The organism is Streptomyces sp. NPDC048211 (genome assembly GCF_043202315.1).
Taxonomy (GTDB): Bacteria; Actinomycetota; Actinomycetes; order Streptomycetales; family Streptomycetaceae; genus Streptomyces.
Genome location: NZ_JBIDAD010000006.1, coordinates 539,957 through 556,753, shown reverse-complemented (window position 1 = coordinate 556,753; position 16,797 = coordinate 539,957). Strand labels below are relative to the sequence as shown.

The 16,797-nt window shown below is 72.7% G+C and carries 8 protein-coding genes; 3 read left to right on the top strand and 5 right to left on the bottom strand.

Annotated features, from left to right (window positions below; translation table 11 throughout):
- Nucleotides 1–459: 459 nt before the first annotated feature.
- A complete protein-coding gene (locus ACGFZA_RS24770) occupies nt 460–1,014 on the bottom strand; it encodes a MarR family winged helix-turn-helix transcriptional regulator (RefSeq protein WP_385286264.1) in 555 nt (184 codons plus the stop codon).
- Between the two features lie 147 nt (nt 1,015–1,161).
- Here ACGFZA_RS24770 and ACGFZA_RS24765 point away from each other — a divergent pair, with 147 nt between their 5' ends.
- Nucleotides 1,162–2,472 carry an MFS transporter gene (locus ACGFZA_RS24765; RefSeq protein WP_393681954.1) on the top strand — a complete coding sequence of 437 codons (1,311 nt, stop codon included), beginning with the start codon at nt 1,162–1,164 and terminating at the stop codon, nt 2,470–2,472.
- Between the two features lie 27 nt (nt 2,473–2,499).
- Here ACGFZA_RS24765 and ACGFZA_RS24760 read toward each other — a convergent pair whose 3' ends face one another.
- A complete protein-coding gene (locus ACGFZA_RS24760) occupies nt 2,500–4,152 on the bottom strand; it encodes a SpoIIE family protein phosphatase (protein ID WP_385286305.1) in 1,653 nt (550 codons plus the stop codon).
- A gap of 193 nt (nt 4,153–4,345) precedes the next feature.
- Nucleotides 4,346–5,743 carry an NAD(P)/FAD-dependent oxidoreductase gene (locus ACGFZA_RS24755; RefSeq protein WP_385286266.1) on the bottom strand — a complete coding sequence of 466 codons (1,398 nt, stop codon included), beginning with the start codon at nt 5,741–5,743 and terminating at the stop codon, nt 4,346–4,348.
- Between the two features lie 337 nt (nt 5,744–6,080).
- Here ACGFZA_RS24755 and ACGFZA_RS24750 point away from each other — a divergent pair, with 337 nt between their 5' ends.
- Nucleotides 6,081–6,992, top strand: coding sequence for a TetR/AcrR family transcriptional regulator (locus tag ACGFZA_RS24750; RefSeq protein ID WP_393681895.1), 912 nt, complete (start codon nt 6,081–6,083; stop codon nt 6,990–6,992).
- Between the two features lie 954 nt (nt 6,993–7,946).
- Complete coding sequence (locus ACGFZA_RS24745; RefSeq protein WP_393681893.1) at nt 7,947–9,947, top strand: sigma-70 family RNA polymerase sigma factor; 2,001 nt, start codon at nt 7,947–7,949, stop codon at nt 9,945–9,947.
- Between the two features lie 206 nt (nt 9,948–10,153).
- Here ACGFZA_RS24745 and ACGFZA_RS24740 read toward each other — a convergent pair whose 3' ends face one another.
- Together ACGFZA_RS24740 and ACGFZA_RS24735 are read right to left on the bottom strand one after the other, a co-directional pair.
- On the bottom strand, nt 10,154–13,573 hold the full coding sequence (locus ACGFZA_RS24740) for a BTAD domain-containing putative transcriptional regulator (protein ID WP_393681891.1): 3,420 nt from the start codon (nt 13,571–13,573) through the stop codon (nt 10,154–10,156).
- A 328-nt stretch (nt 13,574–13,901) separates the two neighbouring features.
- On the bottom strand, nt 13,902–16,019 hold the full coding sequence (locus ACGFZA_RS24735) for an asparagine synthase-related protein (protein ID WP_385286271.1): 2,118 nt from the start codon (nt 16,017–16,019) through the stop codon (nt 13,902–13,904).
- Nucleotides 16,020–16,797: the final 778 nt, after the last annotated feature.

Here is a 16,797-nt window from a genome sequence, read left to right as displayed (position 1 = left end):
ACCTGCCGAAGCAGGTCGGGGTATCAACATATCTGGCGTTGACTTTTGGCACGCTGTTGAGTTCTCAAGGAACGGACGCTTCCTTTGTACTCACCGCAGAACATTTTCTGGGGCTTTCCTCCGGGCGCTTCCCTTCGGTCTTGCGTTTCCGACTCTATCAGACTCTTTCGTGTCCGATTCCCCGTCAGCGGGGTTTGTCTTTCCGGCTGTTGGGCCGTTCCGACGTCCAAACTCTATCGAATTTTCCCGCCGACTCATAATCGAGTCTTCGTTCTCTATTCCGGCACGCCGAAATAGACCCCGAGTGGGAGTTCGTACTGAGATTTGGTTGCCGCATTCGCGGCGGACGGTTGTCGACGAACCGTTCCGGCTCCGTGACAACTCGAAGAACCTTACGGATCCGGACGGGCCGTGTCAACCCCTCCCCGGCCGCCCGGTCGGCACCCGCTCCGGGCGGTCTCAGCCGAGGTCGGTGAGGCGTCCGCCGGCGTCCGGCTGGGCGTGCTCGACGCGGCGCAGGAGGCGGATCAGCATCTCGCCGAGGACTCCCCGCTCGTCGCCCGAGAGGTCCTGGAGCAGGTCCTCCTCGAAGTGCGAGGCCATCCGCATCGCCTCCAGCCACTTCGTACGACCCTCGTCCGTCAGCTCGACGATGACGCGCACCCGGTTGTTCTCGTCGCGGTCGCGGGTCACCAGACCCTCGCCCGCCATGCGGTCGATGCGGTGCGTCATCGCGGCCGGAGTGAGGCCGAGGCGCTTGGCGAGCTCGCCGGGCCCCAGGCGATAGGGGGCACCGGACAGGACGAGTGTCTTGAGGACCTCCCACTCGGCGTTGCTGATGCCGAGCGCGGCGACCTGCCGTCCGTACGCCACGTTCATCCGGCGGTTCAGCCGGCCGAGGGCCGAGACGACCTGCTCGACCTGCGGGTCCAGGTCCTGGAACTCGCGCTGGTAGGCGGCGATCTGCTCGTCGAGGCTCGGCTCCTGGAGCTCGGGCTCGGTGGTGTCAGGCATGGCGCGCAGTATGGCACGCCCTCCGTAGCCGTCGAAGTCCTTCGGCCTGTATTGTTGAGCTTCTAACTTTAGTGCTAAAGTCTTCGGGTTCGAGTCGTTCGATCGCGTGGTTTCGAGACCTTGAGGTAGGTGAGTGTGACCAGGGAAATGGGTGCAGCACTGCGGCGGATCCAGCTGGGGAGCGCGCTGAGCGCGTTCGGGCTGGGCTTCACCGTTCCGTATCTGTACGTCTACGTGGCGCAGGTGCGGGATCTGGGTGCCGGTACGGCAGGAGTCGTACTGGCGGTCTTCGCCATGGCAGCGCTCGCCGTCCTACCGTTCACCGGCCGGGCCATCGACCGCCGCGGGCCGCTGCCCGTGCTGGTCGTCGCCTCGGTCGTCGCCTCCCTGGGCGCTGTCGCACTGGGCTTCTCCTCGCAGGTCACCGCCTCCGTCCTGTCTGCGGCGGTACTCGGTGCGGGCACGGCTGTCATGCAGCCGGCCCTCGCCACGATGCTCGTCCGCTGTTCCGACACCACCACCCGTACCCGCGCCTTCGCGATGCAGTTCTTCCTGCAGAACCTGGGGCTGGGCATCGGTGGCCTGGTCGGCGGGCTGATCGTCGATACGAGCCGGGCCTCGTCCTTCACCCTGCTGTTCCTGATCGAAGCGGTGATGTTCCTCGTGCTCGGCGCCATCGCGGCGACCGTGCGGATGCCGCGTACCCCAGCCGTCGTCGTGAAGGAAGCGACCGCCGACGGGTCCGCTCCGCGTGGCGGGCTGCGGGTGCTGCTCTCGCACCGGGCGATGGTGCAGCTGTGTGTGCTGGGCTTCGTGGTGTTCTTCGCCTGTTACGGACAGTTCGAGTCCGGCCTCGCGGCGTACGGCACCGAGGCCGCCGGCATCCAGCCCTCGACGCTCGGGATCGCGCTGGCCGCCAACACGGCCGTCATCGTCGTGGCCCAGTTCGTGGTGCTGCGCCTGGTCGAGCGCCGCAAGCGCAGCCGGGTGATCGCCTCGGTGGGTCTGATCTGGGCGTTCGCCTGGATCGTGGCCGGCTACGCGGGTCTCGGGCACGGCAGCCAGACCATGGCGACCGCCGCGATGATCTCCACGTACGCGCTGTTCGGGCTCGGCGAGTCGATGCTCTCGCCGACCGTCGCGCCGCTGGTCGCGGATCTGGCGCCGGAGTCGATGGTCGGTCAGTACAACTCGGCGTTCGCGCTGTGCAAGCAGCTGGCGCTGGCGGTCGGACCCGCTGTGGGCGGCCCGATGGGGGCCTCGCTGCACGGGCCGTACATCGTGACGTTCGTGCTGTTCTCGCTGGGCATCACGGTGCTCGCGCTGCGGCTCGGGCGGCGGCTCACCCCCGTACAGGACCAGCCTTCGCTCGCGGCCGTGCCGTCGCGGGTGGTGGCCGTGTCGCTGCCGGAGAACGCGTCGGCCGAGGGGCCGGCGCCGGTCGCCGCCGTTCACTGACGGGCCGGGCCGGCCGCTCCCGGTCCGCTACTGCGGCAGGGCGAACTCGCACCAGACCGCCTTGCCCCCGCCCGGTGTGCGGCGGCTGCCCCAGGACGTGGCGATCGAGGCGACGATGGAGATGCCCCGGCCCGCCTCGTCCCCCGGTTCGGCGCGGCGGCGGCGCGGCAGGTGGTCGTCGCCGTCGGTCACCTCGATGATCAGCCTGCGGTCCGTGCGCCGCAGGCCCAGACGCATCGGCGGCGTCCCGTGCTGGAGGGAGTTGGCCACCAGCTCGCCTGCGGCGAGGACGCCCAGGTCGCACAGCTCCATCGGGAAGCGCCACGACGTCAGCACGCCCGTCGCGAAGGCGCGGGCGCGCGGCGCCGCCTCGATGCCGCCGAGCAGGTCGAGCGAGGCGTTGTGGAACAGCTCCGCCGTCGCGCCCGTGCGGGCCGGATGCTGGACGACCAGCACCGCGACGTCGTCGTCGTGCTCCGCCGTGATGTTGAGGGAACGCATCAGGCGGTCGCAGACCACCTGCGGTGAGCCCTTCGCGCCGGACAGCGCCCTCTCCAGCGCGGCCACGCCCTCGTCGATGTCCTCGCTGCGGCGCTCGACCAGGCCGTCCGTGTAGAGGACGGCGGTGGAGCCGGGAGGCAGGGCGATGGTGCCCGACGTGTGGATCCAGCCGCCGGTGCCGAGCGGGGGGCCGGTCGGGTCCTCGGCGCGGTGGACCCGGCCGTCCTCGTCGCGCACCAGGATCGGGAGGTGGCCCGCGGAGGAGTACACGAGCAGGCCCTCGTTGGGGTCGTGGACGGCGTAGGCGCAGGTCGCGATCTGGCTGGCGTCGATCTCGGCGGCGAGCCCGTCGAGCAGCTGGAGCACCTCGTGCGGAGGGAGGTCGAGGCGGGCGTAGGCCCGGACGGCCGTGCGCAGCTGCCCCATCACCGCGGCGGCGCGCACCCCGCGGCCCATCACGTCCCCGATGACCAGCGCGGTGCGGCCGGCGCCGAGCGTGATGACGTCGTACCAGTCGCCGCCGACCGCGGCGTCCGTGCCGCCCGGCTGGTAGGTGGCGGCGATCCGCAGGTCGTCGGGCTGTTCCAGCTCCTGCGGGAGCAGCGAGCGCTGAAGCGTGACGGCCGTTTCGCGGTGGCGGCTCTCGCTGGTGCGCAGCCGCTCGGCCGCTTCGGCGTGGTCGGTGACGTCCGCCGCGTAGACGAGGACGCCGCTCTCGTGCTTCTTGTCGTCGTCGCGCCGTACGGGGGTGCACGTGACGGTGTACGAATTCCCGCTCCCGGCCTTGCGGGACTTGACCGTACGCGGCGTGCCACTGCGCAGGACCTGGTCCATCAGCGGCAGCAGGCTGAGCTCGGTGAGCTCGGGCATGGCCTCGGCCGCGGGGACGCCGCAGGGGCGGGGGCCGAATGCCGCGGTGTAGGCGTCGTTGACGTAGGCGATGCGGTGGTCGGGTCCGTGGACCAAGGCGACGAGGGCGGGCAGCTGGCCGAGGATGTCGCGGGCGGAGAGGTCCTCCAGGGCGGGTGCGGCGGACCGGGTGCCGGGACCGTCCGGAGGGCCCGCCCCGGTGTCGGCCTGTGCGTACTCTGCGCGGGCCGCCGGTACGGGACTGCGGTCGTCCCGGGCGGCGCGACGCTGCGTGCCGGGTAGGCGGGCGCTCCAACGCGTGAAGTTCACGGAATCCATTGCCTCGTGTGTCGGTCTGGTCCGCTCGGGCGGGCTGCTTCCTCTGCCGGGGCGTCACAAGTGTGTGGTGGCGGTCTTTTGCCCCTGGGACGGTCTTTCTCGTGGTCACTGTCGGTCGCTGCCGGCCGGGTCACTCTGTGCAGATGTGAGCCCACCTATGGTCACACGTCCAGTGTGTCGGACCCTACTGACAGTCGCCGTCGTCCGGCCGGGGGCGCCTTCCTGCGGCGATTTGGAACTCGGCCCGGGGGTGTTCCAGCGAGCCCAGGGAGACGATCTCCCGCTTGAAGAGTCCCGCGAGGGTCCACTCGGCCAGCACCCGGGCCTTGCGGTTGAAGGTCGGGACCCGGCTCAGGTGGTAGACGCGGTGCATCAGCCAGGCCGGATAGCCCTTGAGGCGACGTCCGTACACGTGGGCCACGCCCTTGTGGAGGCCGAGCGAGGCGACGGATCCCGCGTAGCTGTGCCGGTACTCCTTGAGGGGACGGCCGTCGACGGCCGCGACAAGGTTGTCAGCGAGGACCTTGGCCTGACGGACGGCGTGCTGGGCGTTGGGGGCGGTCTCCCTGCCCGGTTCGGCGGCGGTGAGGTCGGGGACGGCGGCGGCGTCACCCGCGGCCCAGGCGTGCTCGGTCCCGTCGACGGTGAGCCGGGCGGTGCAGACGAGCCGGCCGCGTTCGTTGAGGGGCAGGTCGGTGGCGGCGAGCAGCGGGGCGGGTTTGACTCCGGCGGTCCAGACGAGCGTGCGGGTCGGGAAGCGGGAGCCGTCGCTGAGCACGGCGATCCGGTCCTCGCAGGACTCCAGCCGGGTGTCGAGGCGTACGTCGATGTTGCGGCCGCGCAGTTCCCGGACCGCGTACCTGCCCATCGACTCCCCGACCTCGGGCAGGATGCGGCCGGTCGCCTCGACGAGGATCCATTTCAGGTCCTCGGCCTTGATGTTGTGGTAGTACCGCGCGGTGTACCGGGCCATGTCCTCCAGCTCGGCCAGCGCCTCCACGCCCGCGTAGCCGCCGCCGACGAAGACGAAGGTGAGGGCGGCGTCGCGGATGGCGGGGTCGCGGGTGGCGGAGGCGATGTCCATCTGCTCGATCACGTGGTTGCGCAGGCCGATGGCCTCCTCGATGGTCTTGAAGCCGACGCCGTGATCGGCGAGGCCGGGGACCGGAAGGGTGCGCGAGACGGAGCCGGGGGCGAGGACGAGCTCGTCGTACGGGATCTCGACGGCACCGGTGCCGTCCTCGCCCGTGGCGAGCGTGGTGACGGTGGCCGTGCGCTTGGCGTGATCGATGCGCCGGGCCTCCCCGACGACGAGGGTGCAGTGCTTCAGGACCCGGCGCAGCGGCACGACGACGTGGCGCGGCGAGATGGAACCGGCGGCGGCTTCGGGGAGGAACGGCTGATAGGTCATATAAGGGTCGGGGGTGACGACGACGATCTCCGCCTCACCGCTTCTCAGCCTCTGCTTCAGCTTCCGTTGGAGACGCAGCGCGGTGTACATCCCGACATAGCCCCCACCGACGACGAGAATGCGCACACCCGGCGGGGGGCCGGGGGGTGTTCCCCCGGAATCTGAAGCCATCACCACCCCATGACGCAACGTGCGCAGGAGTTTGTCCACAGCCCCGGCAAATTGTGTGACCGGAGGTTCTCCGCGGGCCGCGGCCGGTATTCGTGCCGCTTTCGTGAAAGCCCGCAGGTCAGGGGTAATGGGAAGGGTGAGGGGAGGGGGGCGGATCGATGACCGGCCGGTCCGTGCCCCGATCGGGCGGCGCTCCCGGCGGGCCGCCCCCTTCTGAATTGACCCTGGCTCAACTATGTTCGTATGTCGTCGGGGTGTCGGACGGTGACCATCGGTCCACCCTCGACTGACACGGCGGGAGTCTCCGGGGGGAGACGTCATAACCGGGGGAACAGTTATGCATATTCAGGAATCGCATTGGCCGACTGCTGCGGTCGCGTCCGAAGGAAACGGACGGATCGGGACAGTCGGGACGGTGAACGGTGTCGGGTCCAGCGGGACCACGGCACCGTCGGCGGCCGTGAGCACCCTGGGGGCCGCGCTCGGCGCCCAGGCCGGCGGAGCCGGCGCCCACAGCCGCTCGGCACCGCTGCGCGTGGACGCGCAGCGCAATCTGGAGCACGTGCTTCGGGCCGCACGCGAGGTGTTCGGGGAGCTGGGGTACGGCGCTCCGATGGAGGACGTGGCACGTCGCGCCCGAGTGGGTGTCGGGACGGTGTACCGGCGCTTCCCCAGCAAGGACGTGCTGGTGCGCCGGATAGCCGAGGAGGAGACCTCCCGGCTTACCGACCAGGCCCGGTCCGCGCTGGGCCAGGAGGAGGAACCGTGGTCGGCGCTGTCGCGCTTCCTGCGGACCTCGGTGGCCTCGGGCGCCGGGCGGCTGCTGCCTCCGCAGATACTGCGGGTGGGCGTCGAGGCCGATGAGTCTGCGGTGGTCGGCGATGCGCATGCCGTACGGGCCTCGGGAGGGGCGCCGGGCGACGAGTGGGACGAACCCCGGGTGCCGCAGCAGCGCCAGGAGACCGGCCAGGCTCCGGTCCAGGGCGGTCCGCGGGCGGGCGAGCAACCTTCCGGACCGGTCGAGGACGAGGACCTGGGCGCCGGAGCGGCCGATCTGCTGGAGGTCGTGGGCCGACTGGTCGACCGGGCGCGCACGTCCGGCGAGCTTCGCCGTGATGTGACGGTGGCCGATGTGCTGCTGGTCATCGCGACGGCGGCGCCTTCGCTGCCCGACGCGGCTCAGCAGGCGGCGGCGTCCGCCCGGCTGCTGGACATCCTGCTGGAGGGACTGCGCTCGCGGCCTGCGTGAGGCGGCGGCCTGCGTGTGCGGGTTCGGGCGCGCGGGCTTGGGTGCATGGGTTTGGGCGAGGGGGCGTGCGTGCGCGGTCTGCGTGACGCGGCGGCCTGCATGCACGGTTTGCGTGAGGCGGTTTGCGTGAGGCGGTTTGCGTGCCCAGGCCCTGCGGCAGGTCTCGTCGGGGTGGGGCCGGTCTTACGCGGTCGGGGCAGGTCTCATCCGGGTGCGGGAGATCTGTCCGGGTGCGATCGATCTCAGCGAGGTGAGGCGGTTCCTGTCCGGTGAGGCGGCCTTGTGCGGTCGGGGCGGTTCTCGTCCCGGGTGCGGGGTGCGGCCCTTGTCCGAGTGAGACGGATTCTCGTCGGGTGAGACGGTTCTCGTCCGGTGAGGCGGTTCTCGTCCGGTGAGCGGTTCTCGTCCGGCAGGAGGGCCCTGAGCGGTCGGGGCGGTTCTCGTCCGGGCGGGGTTCCCTGACCGTGTGGGCCCCATCATGGTGCGGCGATTCCTGTCCTGAGCTGCGGCGGCGGTCATCGTCCGGGTGCGGTTGTCCTCGCCCCGGTCGGGGGTCTCGTCCGGGTGCGAGACAGCCCGAGCGGTTGGGGGCGGTCCTCGTCATGCGTGCGGCTGTTCCTGCCGGTCGCGGCGCCCCTCCTCCGGTGCGGCTCCCCCGTACCGCGCATGCGGCCGCCAAGCTTCCAAGGCACCGGACTGTGTGCGCCACGATCTCCGTCCGGATGCGGCGGTCGCCGTTCGAAGGGGGTGATTCCGCCGCGCTCGTCGCGATCCGCCCCGACTGCCCCGTCAACAGATCCCGTTACTCCTTCCCCGAACGAGTGTCCGTTAGTGCTCTCATTCGGGAAAACGCCCCGGATGAGTGGTTGCCGGGGCTGAAGGGTCGCCCCTTCCGCGCGCTGTGGCACGCTAGCCCGGTGTTCGGGTCCGAAAGCGCATACGGGGGCGTCCGCGATGAGCGGTGACGGGCAACAGGAAGAGCCGCTCGACGGTGTCTCCACCACGGGCGGCGGCAGAGAGGCGACCGGGCAGCCCAGCCACCAGGTGCCGGGCCAGGCGCGGCCTCGACACTCGGACGACGGGGAAGAGGCGGGCGGCACCGTCCTGCCCGGACCGTGGCCGCCCGCTCCGGTCGAGAGCCCGGCGGGCATCAACAGGGACGCGGTCGATACCGCCGCAGCGGTGCCCATGCAGCGGGTGCCCCTCAGTACACCCGCAGGGTCCACCCCCTCCGATGCGCAGTTGATCCAGCGGATGCGGGACGGTGACGACCTCGCGTACGAGGCACTGTTCGTTCGCCACTCCGACGCCGTACGCCGCTACGCGCGCACCTGTTGCCGCGACGCGCACACCGCCGACGACCTGACGGCCGAGGTCTTTGCCCGGACACTCCAGGCTGTACGGGGCGGCAAGGGGCCCGAGGAGGCAGTGCGGGCCTACTTGATGACAGCGGTCCGGCACGTCGCCGCCGCGTGGACCAAGACCGCGAAGCGCGAGCATCTGGTCGACGACTTCGCGGTGTTCGCCGCGCAGGCGTCGCGCAGCTCCGAGGTGTCGGACGCCGACACGCTCGATCTCGGGGCCGACGTGATGGCGATGCACGAGGCCGAGCAGTCGATGGCGATGCAGGCGTTCCGCAGCCTCCCCGAGCGCTGGCAGGCCGTCCTGTGGCACACCACCGTCGAGGAGGAGTCGCCCAGCGACATCGCGCCGCTGTTCGGACTGACGGCGAACGCCACGTCGGTACTGGCCAGCCGCGCCCGTGAGGGGCTCAAGCAGGCCTATCTGCAAGCCCATGTGAGCCAGGCGCTCACCGCGGGCGGCGACTGCGCGCGCTACGCCGACCGGCTCGGCGCTTATGCCCGCGGGGGCCTGCGGATGCGGGCCGAGCGCGGCCTGCGCGGGCATCTGGACGAGTGCGCGAAGTGCCGGCTCGCGGCGGGCGAACTGGCTCATGTCAACGCCGGTATTCCCGCACTGCTGCCGGTCGCGGTCATCGGCTGGTTCGCCGCCGGATACGCGCTCAAGGCTGCCGGGATCGTGGCGGGCGGTGCTGCCGGTGCCGCTGGTGCGGGCGCCGCGGCCGCCGCGACCGGAGGAGGCTCGTCCGCGGGTTCGGCCGGTGGCGCCGCCGCCTCCGAAGGGCTCGGCGCTCCGGCGAAGGCCGGGATCGCGGCAGCGGTCGCCGTCGCGGCCGCGGCGGGACTGGTGTGGGCGCTGGCTGGAGACGACCAGCCGCGCCCGGAGGCAAAGCCGGTCGCCAGGCCCCCGGCCGTGGCACCTGCGGTGCCGACCCCCGCACCGCCGAAGCCGACACCCACGGTGCCCGCACCCCCGGCGCCAGCACCGTCGACCCCCTCACCGCCGGCGCCCACCCCGCCGAAACCCGCGCCTACGCCGACACCCACGCCGACTCCCACGCCCACCCCGACCCCGAAGCCGACCCCGACGCCTCCGCCGTCCCCCGCGCCGAAGGAGCCCCCGACACCGACTCCCCCGCCGCCGCCCGCTCCCGTGCCGGAGGTGTACCAGGTCAGCGAGCTGGCCTACACACTGCTCGGTGACCACACCGGCCCCGAGGTGGTGCTCGGCGAGAGCAGTTGGGTCTGGCAGCGTTCCGGCATGTCGATCGGCGGCACGCAGTACGCGCACGGGGTGACGGTCCAGGGCCGTTCCTCGGTCGACATCCAGCTGAACCGCTCGTGCACGCGTTACGAGGCGGTGGTCGGCGTGGACGACTTGACCATGGGGCTGGGCTCGGTGCGGTTCTCGGTGCTCGACGGCGACGGGGTGCGACTGTGGCAGTCCCCGGTGATGAACGGCGACGACCCGGCGGTTCCGGTGAGCGTCGGCATCGAAGGGCTGGAGCGGATCCGGCTCCTCGTGGAGCCGGCGGTCCCGTTCGGCGGTGTCGCCCTGGCCGACTGGGCCGAATCCCGCATCAGCTGCCGCTGACCCGGCCGGGAGAAGCCCCGGACCGGGACCTGGGCGGCGGCGCCGCCCTGCCTCGGCGCCGGGTGCGGCCTGCCTCGGCCCCGTCGGTCCGCCCTGTACATCCGGCCCGCCCTGTACATCCGGGCCGGGTGTACACCCGGCGCCCGGCTCTACACCCGGGCAGCTGCGACTTCCGCATGCGCCCGGGGCCTGCGTGACCTCCGCGCTCACGGAAGCTCTGCGGCGACACCCTCCATCAGGGCGATGACGTCGTCGAGGGTCAGCTCCTGTCCCGCCGCGTGCTCTTCTTCGTACCGCAGCGTCCCCAGTTCCTTGCGGGCCTGGCGCTCGGCGGCGTCCACTTCGGACTGCTCCGCCGCTGACCTGTGGCCGGAGAGCCGCCAGTTGCCGGCGGCTGCCAGGACGCGCGCGGCCTCTGCGGGGCGGCCCACCTTCGGCAGCGCGATCGCAGCACCGTCCGCCAGATACCCCGTGACGATCTCGGCGCACTGCGCCTCCTTCGCCGCGACGAGGGCCGCCGTCAGCCCGCGCACCCCGGCGGTGGGGCCGCCCGCGGGCTCCGGTTCGTACATCGCGATCCGGGCCGAGAGCCCGTCCTGGACGATGGTGAAGTGCGATGCCGGGCCTCCGCGCCCGTTCTCCTCCTGGGCGGAGGTGAGCCGTCGCCGGGCGGTCACCGGATCGCCGCGGTCGAGCGCCATGAGGGCCCGCAGGTAGTGGACGTACGACGTGGCGTCATGCGTGCGGTGGCGCTCCGCCTCGGCCTCCGAACGGTCCAGACCCTCCTCGGCGGCGGCCAGGTCGCCGGTGCGGTAGGAGAGTTCGGCGAGGCGGGCCAGCAGGAACGGGGACTCGGCATGGGCTCCCACCTCCCGGGCGAGCAGCAGCGCTTCCTCGTAGTCCGCACGCGACTCGTCGTACCGCCCGCGCATCATGCCCGCTTCTGCCGCGGCGCTCGCCACCTGGGCGCGCATCCAGCGGTCGCCGATGCGACGGCTCAGCACACGCAGTTCCGCGAGGTCCTCGTCGACGCCGGGCATGCCGCCCGGCATGTCGACGACCATGTGCGTACGGAACATCAGGGTGATGCCGTATTCCCAGTCCCCGCCGTGGGTACGGGCGTTGCCGACGGCCACATCGATCTTCCGCCGTACGTCGGCCGTGGACCAGGTGAGGTACGAGGTCATCGGCCAGAGCAGTCCGGGGAACCGCCCGCCGTGCGGCCCGGACGCGGCGAACGCCACGGCCAGGCGGCCCATGAGCTCCTGGAGCCGGGGGTCGCTCTGGTCCTGGTCCTCGGGCCGGCTGTCCATCGCGAAGAAGAACCCCAGCATCTGCAGCTTCATCCATGGCCAGTACCAGGGATCCGTGTCGTCCGCGGGTTCCGGGCCGAGGGCCAGGGTGCGCTCGGTCCAGGTGAGGCCTTCGGTGCGGTAGTTGCGCAGCCACCAGAACCAGGCCATGCCCATCACCAGTCGTGCCGCCTCCGTGGGAAGACCGGCGGCCGTGGTGCGCTGAAGGGCGGCGCGGATGTTGTCGAGATCCGACTCCAGCCGCCGGATCCACGGCAGTTGCTCGCCCGAGCGCAGCAGAGGTTCGGCCTTCTCGACGAGCGCGGTGAAGTACGCGGTGTGTGCCTGCCCGGCCGCCGCCCGTATCTCCGGGGTTTCCGCGCAGCGCTCCGCCGCGTACTCGTGAATGGTCTCCAGGAGGCGGTAGCGCATCGCGCCGTCCGCTGTCGGGGAGGCGACGACGAGGGACTTGTCGACCAGGGCACCGATCAGGTCCGCGGTGTCGGCGGCGGTGTGCTTCCCGGAGCCCGACGGCGTACGGACGACGGCCTCCGCCGCGGCCAGGTCCCATCCGCCCGCGAAGACGGAGACCTGGCGCAGGGCGGTGCGTTCGTCCTCGTCGAGAAGGTCCCACGACCAGTCGACGACCGCCTGCAGGGTCTGCTGCCGCGGAAGTACGGTCCGGCTGCCGCCCGTCAGCAGACGGAACCGGTCGTCGAGCCGGTCCGCGATCTGGCGCGGTCCCAGCAACCGGAGACGTGCGGCGGCGAGTTCGATCGCGAGCGGAAGCCCGTCCAGACGGCGGCAGATCTCGGCGACGGCCTCCGGATCGTGCGCCGGTTCGTGTTCGGGGTCGAATCCGGGGCGTACGGCCCGCGCGCGTTCGGTGAAGAGGCGCAGGGCCGGGTCGGCGGGGAGCGGCTCGACGGGCCGTACGGACTCTCCGGGGACGCCGAGCGGTTCACGGCTGGTGGCGAGGACGCGCAGATGCGGGCAGCGGGTCAGCAGCGTTTCGGCCAGTGCGGCAGCCGCGTCGATGACGTGCTCGCAGTTGTCGAGGATGAGGAGGACCGACCGGGCACGGGAGCCGTGCGCGAGACGGTCGACGAGCACGTCGACGGGGTCGGTGCGCGGCAGCGGCCCCTCGTGGGTGCTGTCCCGCAGCAGCGACGTCTCGCGCAGCCCCAACGCGGAGAGCACGGCTCCGGGGACGGCTTCGGGGTCCTCCACCGGGGCGAGTTCCGCGAGCCAGACGTCCCGCGGGGCGGTGGCCGTGCGGTCCTCGTGGGCTGCGGACTCCTCGGCGAGGCGGGTCTTCCCCGTGCCTCCGGGGCCGGTGAGGGTGACCAGCCGGGAACGGGTCAGGTCGTCGCGGATGGCACGCAGTTCGGGCTCGCGTCCCACGAACGAGGTGAGTCTGGGCCGGAGGTTGCCGCGTGCGGGGGCCGGTTCGGGCGGGCCGGGAGCGGCGAAGAGAAGTTCTTGGTGGAGTGCGGTCAGTTCGGGTCCGGGGTCGGTGCCGAGGCCGTCGGCGAGGGTACGGCGCGCGTCCTCGTACGCCGCGAGGGCGTCGGCCTGCCGGCCGTCGGCTCGCAGGGCGCGGATGAGCTGTACCCGGAAGCGTTCGTCGTACGGGTGGGCGGCGGTCAGCTCCGTCAGCTCGGCGACGAGGGCGGCGGGGGACGGGGCGGCCGGGGCCGGGGCGGCGGAGGCCGGGGCGGCTGCACCGTCGGACGGCGCCTCCTCGGCCGGCTCACACCATGGGTCGGCCGAGGTGTTTCCCTCCGCATCCGCATGCCATGGGTCCGCCGACGTACGCCCTTCGCTCGCCGCGCAGCGCAGGTCGGCCTCGATACGGCGCTCCAGCGCGGCCAGCCGATGGGCCTCGGGGCGCAGCGCGTGGCCGTGGTCCCCGTCGGGCAGGTCGGCCAGGGCGGGGCCGCGCCAGAGGGCGAGTGCGGTGCGCAAGGTGCGGGCGGCATCGGCCGGGGCGCCGGCCTCCAGCTCGGCACCACCCTGCCGGGCCAGCCGCTCGAAGACGTGCAGGTCGACGTCGTCCGGCCGGACGACGAGACGGTAGCCGCCGGGGCCACTGGCCAGCGCTTCCCTGCCCAGCACCCGGCGCAGCCGCCCGACCAGGGCCTGGAGCGCGGCGGTGGCGTCCGCCGGTGGGTCGTCCGCCCAGACGTCATCGACGAGCTCGGCTACCGGAACGGCGCGGCCCGCCCGCAGGGCGAGAGCGGCGAGCAGCGCGCGCAGGCGCGTACCGCCGAGGGGCAGCGCGGCGCCGCTCTCGTCTCGCGCCTCCGTGACGCCCAGGATCAGATACCGCACTCCGCCATTGTGTCCCGCCGCTCGGACAACCGGGCATCGGAGGCCACACCACCTCAAGCGCGGCGGGAAACGGGCGGCGGGAATCGGGCTGCGGGCCAGGAGGCGGGCCACAAGGCGCCGCGCACGAGCCGTGGGCCGCGCCCTCCGGGCCGTGCGCTCCGGGCTGCGGGCCGTGGGTCGTGGGCCGCCCTGCGGGGGCGCAGATCGCGTGGACCGTGGACCGCCCTGCCGGGCTCCAGGGCCGCTGACCGCGAGCTGTCCCCCTACGGGCTCCAGAACCATGGCCCCCGTGCTACCCCTGCGGGGCTGCACGACCGTGGCCCACGAACTACCCCTGCAGCGACCGTCTGGCCGGGGCGACCCCGCCGGCGACCGCGCGCTGCCGGGGCGCCGCCGTCCCCGTCCAGCAGGTGCCGCGTCGTGACACGAGGCGGCGCAGCCACAGTTCCGTGGAAGCGAGGTCGGCCAGGCCGTCCAGGGGGAGGGGTTCCCCCTCGGAGGCGGCGCGCAGGGCCTTGCGTACGACACGGGCCTCCACCAGACCCGCGTCGGCGAGCAGCGGGGCGTCGAAGAGGGCGATCAGTTCGGGCAGCGAGGCGCGCAGGCCGGTCCGGGTGACGGCGGTCGAGGTGGCCTGGGAGGAGGTGCCCCAGCCCGGCGGCAGCTCGTGGATGCCCGCACCCGCAAGGACCCGGCGCAGGATCGCCGCGCGGGCGCCCGGCTGGACCCGCAGGGATTCGGGGAGCGCGCGGGCGGCGCGTACGACCTGGTTGTCCAGGAAGGGTGCGTGCAGCCGCTGGCTGCGGACCTCGGCGGCCTGTTCCAGGATGCGGTGACCTGCGGCGTGCCGGGCGAGGGCGGCACGGGCCCGGGCCTCGCCCGGCCGCTGGACGGAGGTGGGGCGGATCGCCGCCTCCTGAAGGCGAACCGATACTTCAGCCAGCGCCTCTCCGGTGAGCCACCGGGCCGCAGGTCCGGGGCGGGACCAGGCCAGTGCGGCGAGCGAGGCGTCGGCGGGGGTGTCGAGGCCGGGGGTGAGGCGGTTGGCGTCGGGCAAGCGGTCGGCCGCCGCTTCGAGACCGGTGCGGTAGGACGTACGGGCCAGCCGGCGGGCCGCCCGGTAGACGGTCAGCGGCACGAACAGGGAGTGCGCGGACGGGCGCTCGGCCTTGGCGAGCGCGGCGACCGGGCGCAGCAGATGGCGGCGTCTGCGGTCGATCAGCAGATCGGCGAGACGGGCCGGATGGGCGTCGAGTACCTGCCGGGCGCCGTCGCCCACGAAATGGTCGGCGCTGCCCGCGGAGAGGCGGCGGCGGTTGCGTTCGACGAGGACGAGGGAGGGGGCCGGTTCGTCGGTGAGCGGACCGCTCTCCAGGCCCAGGCCGGCGAAAGGCAGGGCCTCTTCGCCCGCGGCGACCACGACATGGTGGAGCCGAGGGTTGGCGGCGATGACGCGGGCTCGTTCGAGCTCGTCCTCGTGGGCGCGGGTCGTCAGGTCGTTGAAGGTGACGGCGAGCAGCCGCTCTCCCGCTCCCGTGCCGTGGCCCAGGATCGTGCCGGGCAGACCGGGGAGCCCGGCGGCGAGCAGGGCGAGGGTCGCCGAGGCGCTGCCCCCGGAGAGGTCGGAGCCGATTCCGGGGACGGGTGCGCCCCGGGCGGCTCGCCGTTCGGCCGGGCCCATGCCGGGGACGGGGCCGGGGTCGGGTGGCCGGGTCTCCGGGGCGTGGCGCGGGGCCAGGAGCCGGGCACGCACCGCTTCGACGAGGGCGTCGCGCACCCCCTCGACGGCGCTCACCGGGTCGAGTTCGGGTGCGGCGACGGCGAGGGAGGCCACCGCCTCGTACCCCGTGATCTCCCGCGAACCCTCGCGGAGGATCAGCGCGTGCCCGGGCGGGATGCGCTTCACCCCCTCGTACGGAGTGCCGTCGCGCAGCGCCTCCGGGGTTTCGGGGCAGGCGAGCAGGGCGGCGAGGTGACCGATGTCGAGCTGGGCCTCGATGAGGTCGGCGAGGGGGAGCGCGGCGGTGGCGTAGGCCGTGCCGCCGGCCCAGGGCGTGTAGAAGACCGGCCGGGCTCCGGCGAGGTCTCCGGCCACGGTGATCCGTCGCCCTATCTGGACGACGGCCGTGTAGCTGCCGGTCCACGCGGTGAGGTGACGCAGCGCGCCGCCGCGTGCGGCGAGCAGCCCGACGCGCAGTTGTTCGTCCGTGGCGCCGCAGCAGCCGAGGACGGCGAGCCGTGCGGTGGGGGCGCCCTCGGCGGTGTCCACCCGGACGGTGCGGATCTCGTCGGGCCGCCAGTCGCCCACCGCCCAGAGGGGATCCGGGTCCCCCCACAGGAGTTGGGAGCCCACGGGGTGCATCGTGCGCCCCTCGTCACTGCCGCCGACCGCTCCGACCGTGCCGAAGCTCGCGGCGATACTGCTCCAACCCACCAACCAACGCATCGCCGCCTCCACAGGCTGTGGACAAAACGGCACAGCAGAGCTGTATCGGGAGAACTCCGGTAACGCGCGGCGCCGTTGCGGACATGCTGCCACGACAACGGCGCTCAGGAGTGGCTACGGACGGCGCACGTCGTGAGCGCATGCGCCCCTGGCAAAGGCCGGAGCGCGGCCGTCGGACCTGGCGTTCCGCGAACGGCCCGCGCGCGTCGGCGTCGGCGGCAACGGAGTTACGGATTCCGCGCCTTGCGTTCCCCGCACGCCTCGCGGAGTAACGGCCCGGATCCGGCCACGGCCGGCACCTCGATCAGCCGGCGGTCGAGATGTCCGTGAACCCGTCGGCCCAACCTCGGCCGACCGGCGACATCAGGCCAATCTCGGACGGCACGGGAACCGATCGACCGGCCAACACCGCATACATATGCGGGCTTTCATGCCTTTTTGCTCCTCACCCGTGCGGACCGCGGTGCACCTGCACCCGGGTCCGCGGCGTCCCTCGCCCAGGCTCCGGAAGGGCTCCGCCCCTTCCCTTCGGGGGCGCGCCGGCGCCCCGCGCCGAACCGGCTCGACACACGGTCCGGGAGGCGTGGTCCACCCCCCGGACCGGTCCGCCGCCTGCGGGGAATGAGGCGACGGTGTTCCCCCAGCCCGCCGTTTCCAGTGCAGCGGGCCGACCCACGCAGCACCCATGCAAGCGCTCCCGCCGAAGCCGGGCCAGAGCGCACGGCCGGGCGCACGGCCACACACCAGGAGCACGCGGAAACACCTCGGCCGGGCGCTC

What these genes read in the sequence shown, in the direction of transcription:
- ACGFZA_RS24745 (WP_393681893.1), top strand. Translation starts at nt 7,947, where the DNA reads ATGAGCGGTGACGGGCAACAGGAAGAGCCGCTCGACGGTGTCTCCACC.
- ACGFZA_RS24755 (WP_385286266.1), bottom strand. Translation starts at nt 5,743, where the DNA reads ATGGCTTCAGATTCCGGGGGAACACCCCCCGGCCCCCCGCCGGGTGTG.
- ACGFZA_RS24765 (WP_393681954.1), top strand. Translation starts at nt 1,162, where the DNA reads ATGGGTGCAGCACTGCGGCGGATCCAGCTGGGGAGCGCGCTGAGCGCG.
- ACGFZA_RS24750 (WP_393681895.1), top strand. Translation starts at nt 6,081, where the DNA reads ATGCATATTCAGGAATCGCATTGGCCGACTGCTGCGGTCGCGTCCGAA.
- ACGFZA_RS24735 (WP_385286271.1), bottom strand. Translation starts at nt 16,019, where the DNA reads ATGCGTTGGTTGGTGGGTTGGAGCAGTATCGCCGCGAGCTTCGGCACG.
- ACGFZA_RS24770 (WP_385286264.1), bottom strand. Translation starts at nt 1,014, where the DNA reads ATGCCTGACACCACCGAGCCCGAGCTCCAGGAGCCGAGCCTCGACGAG.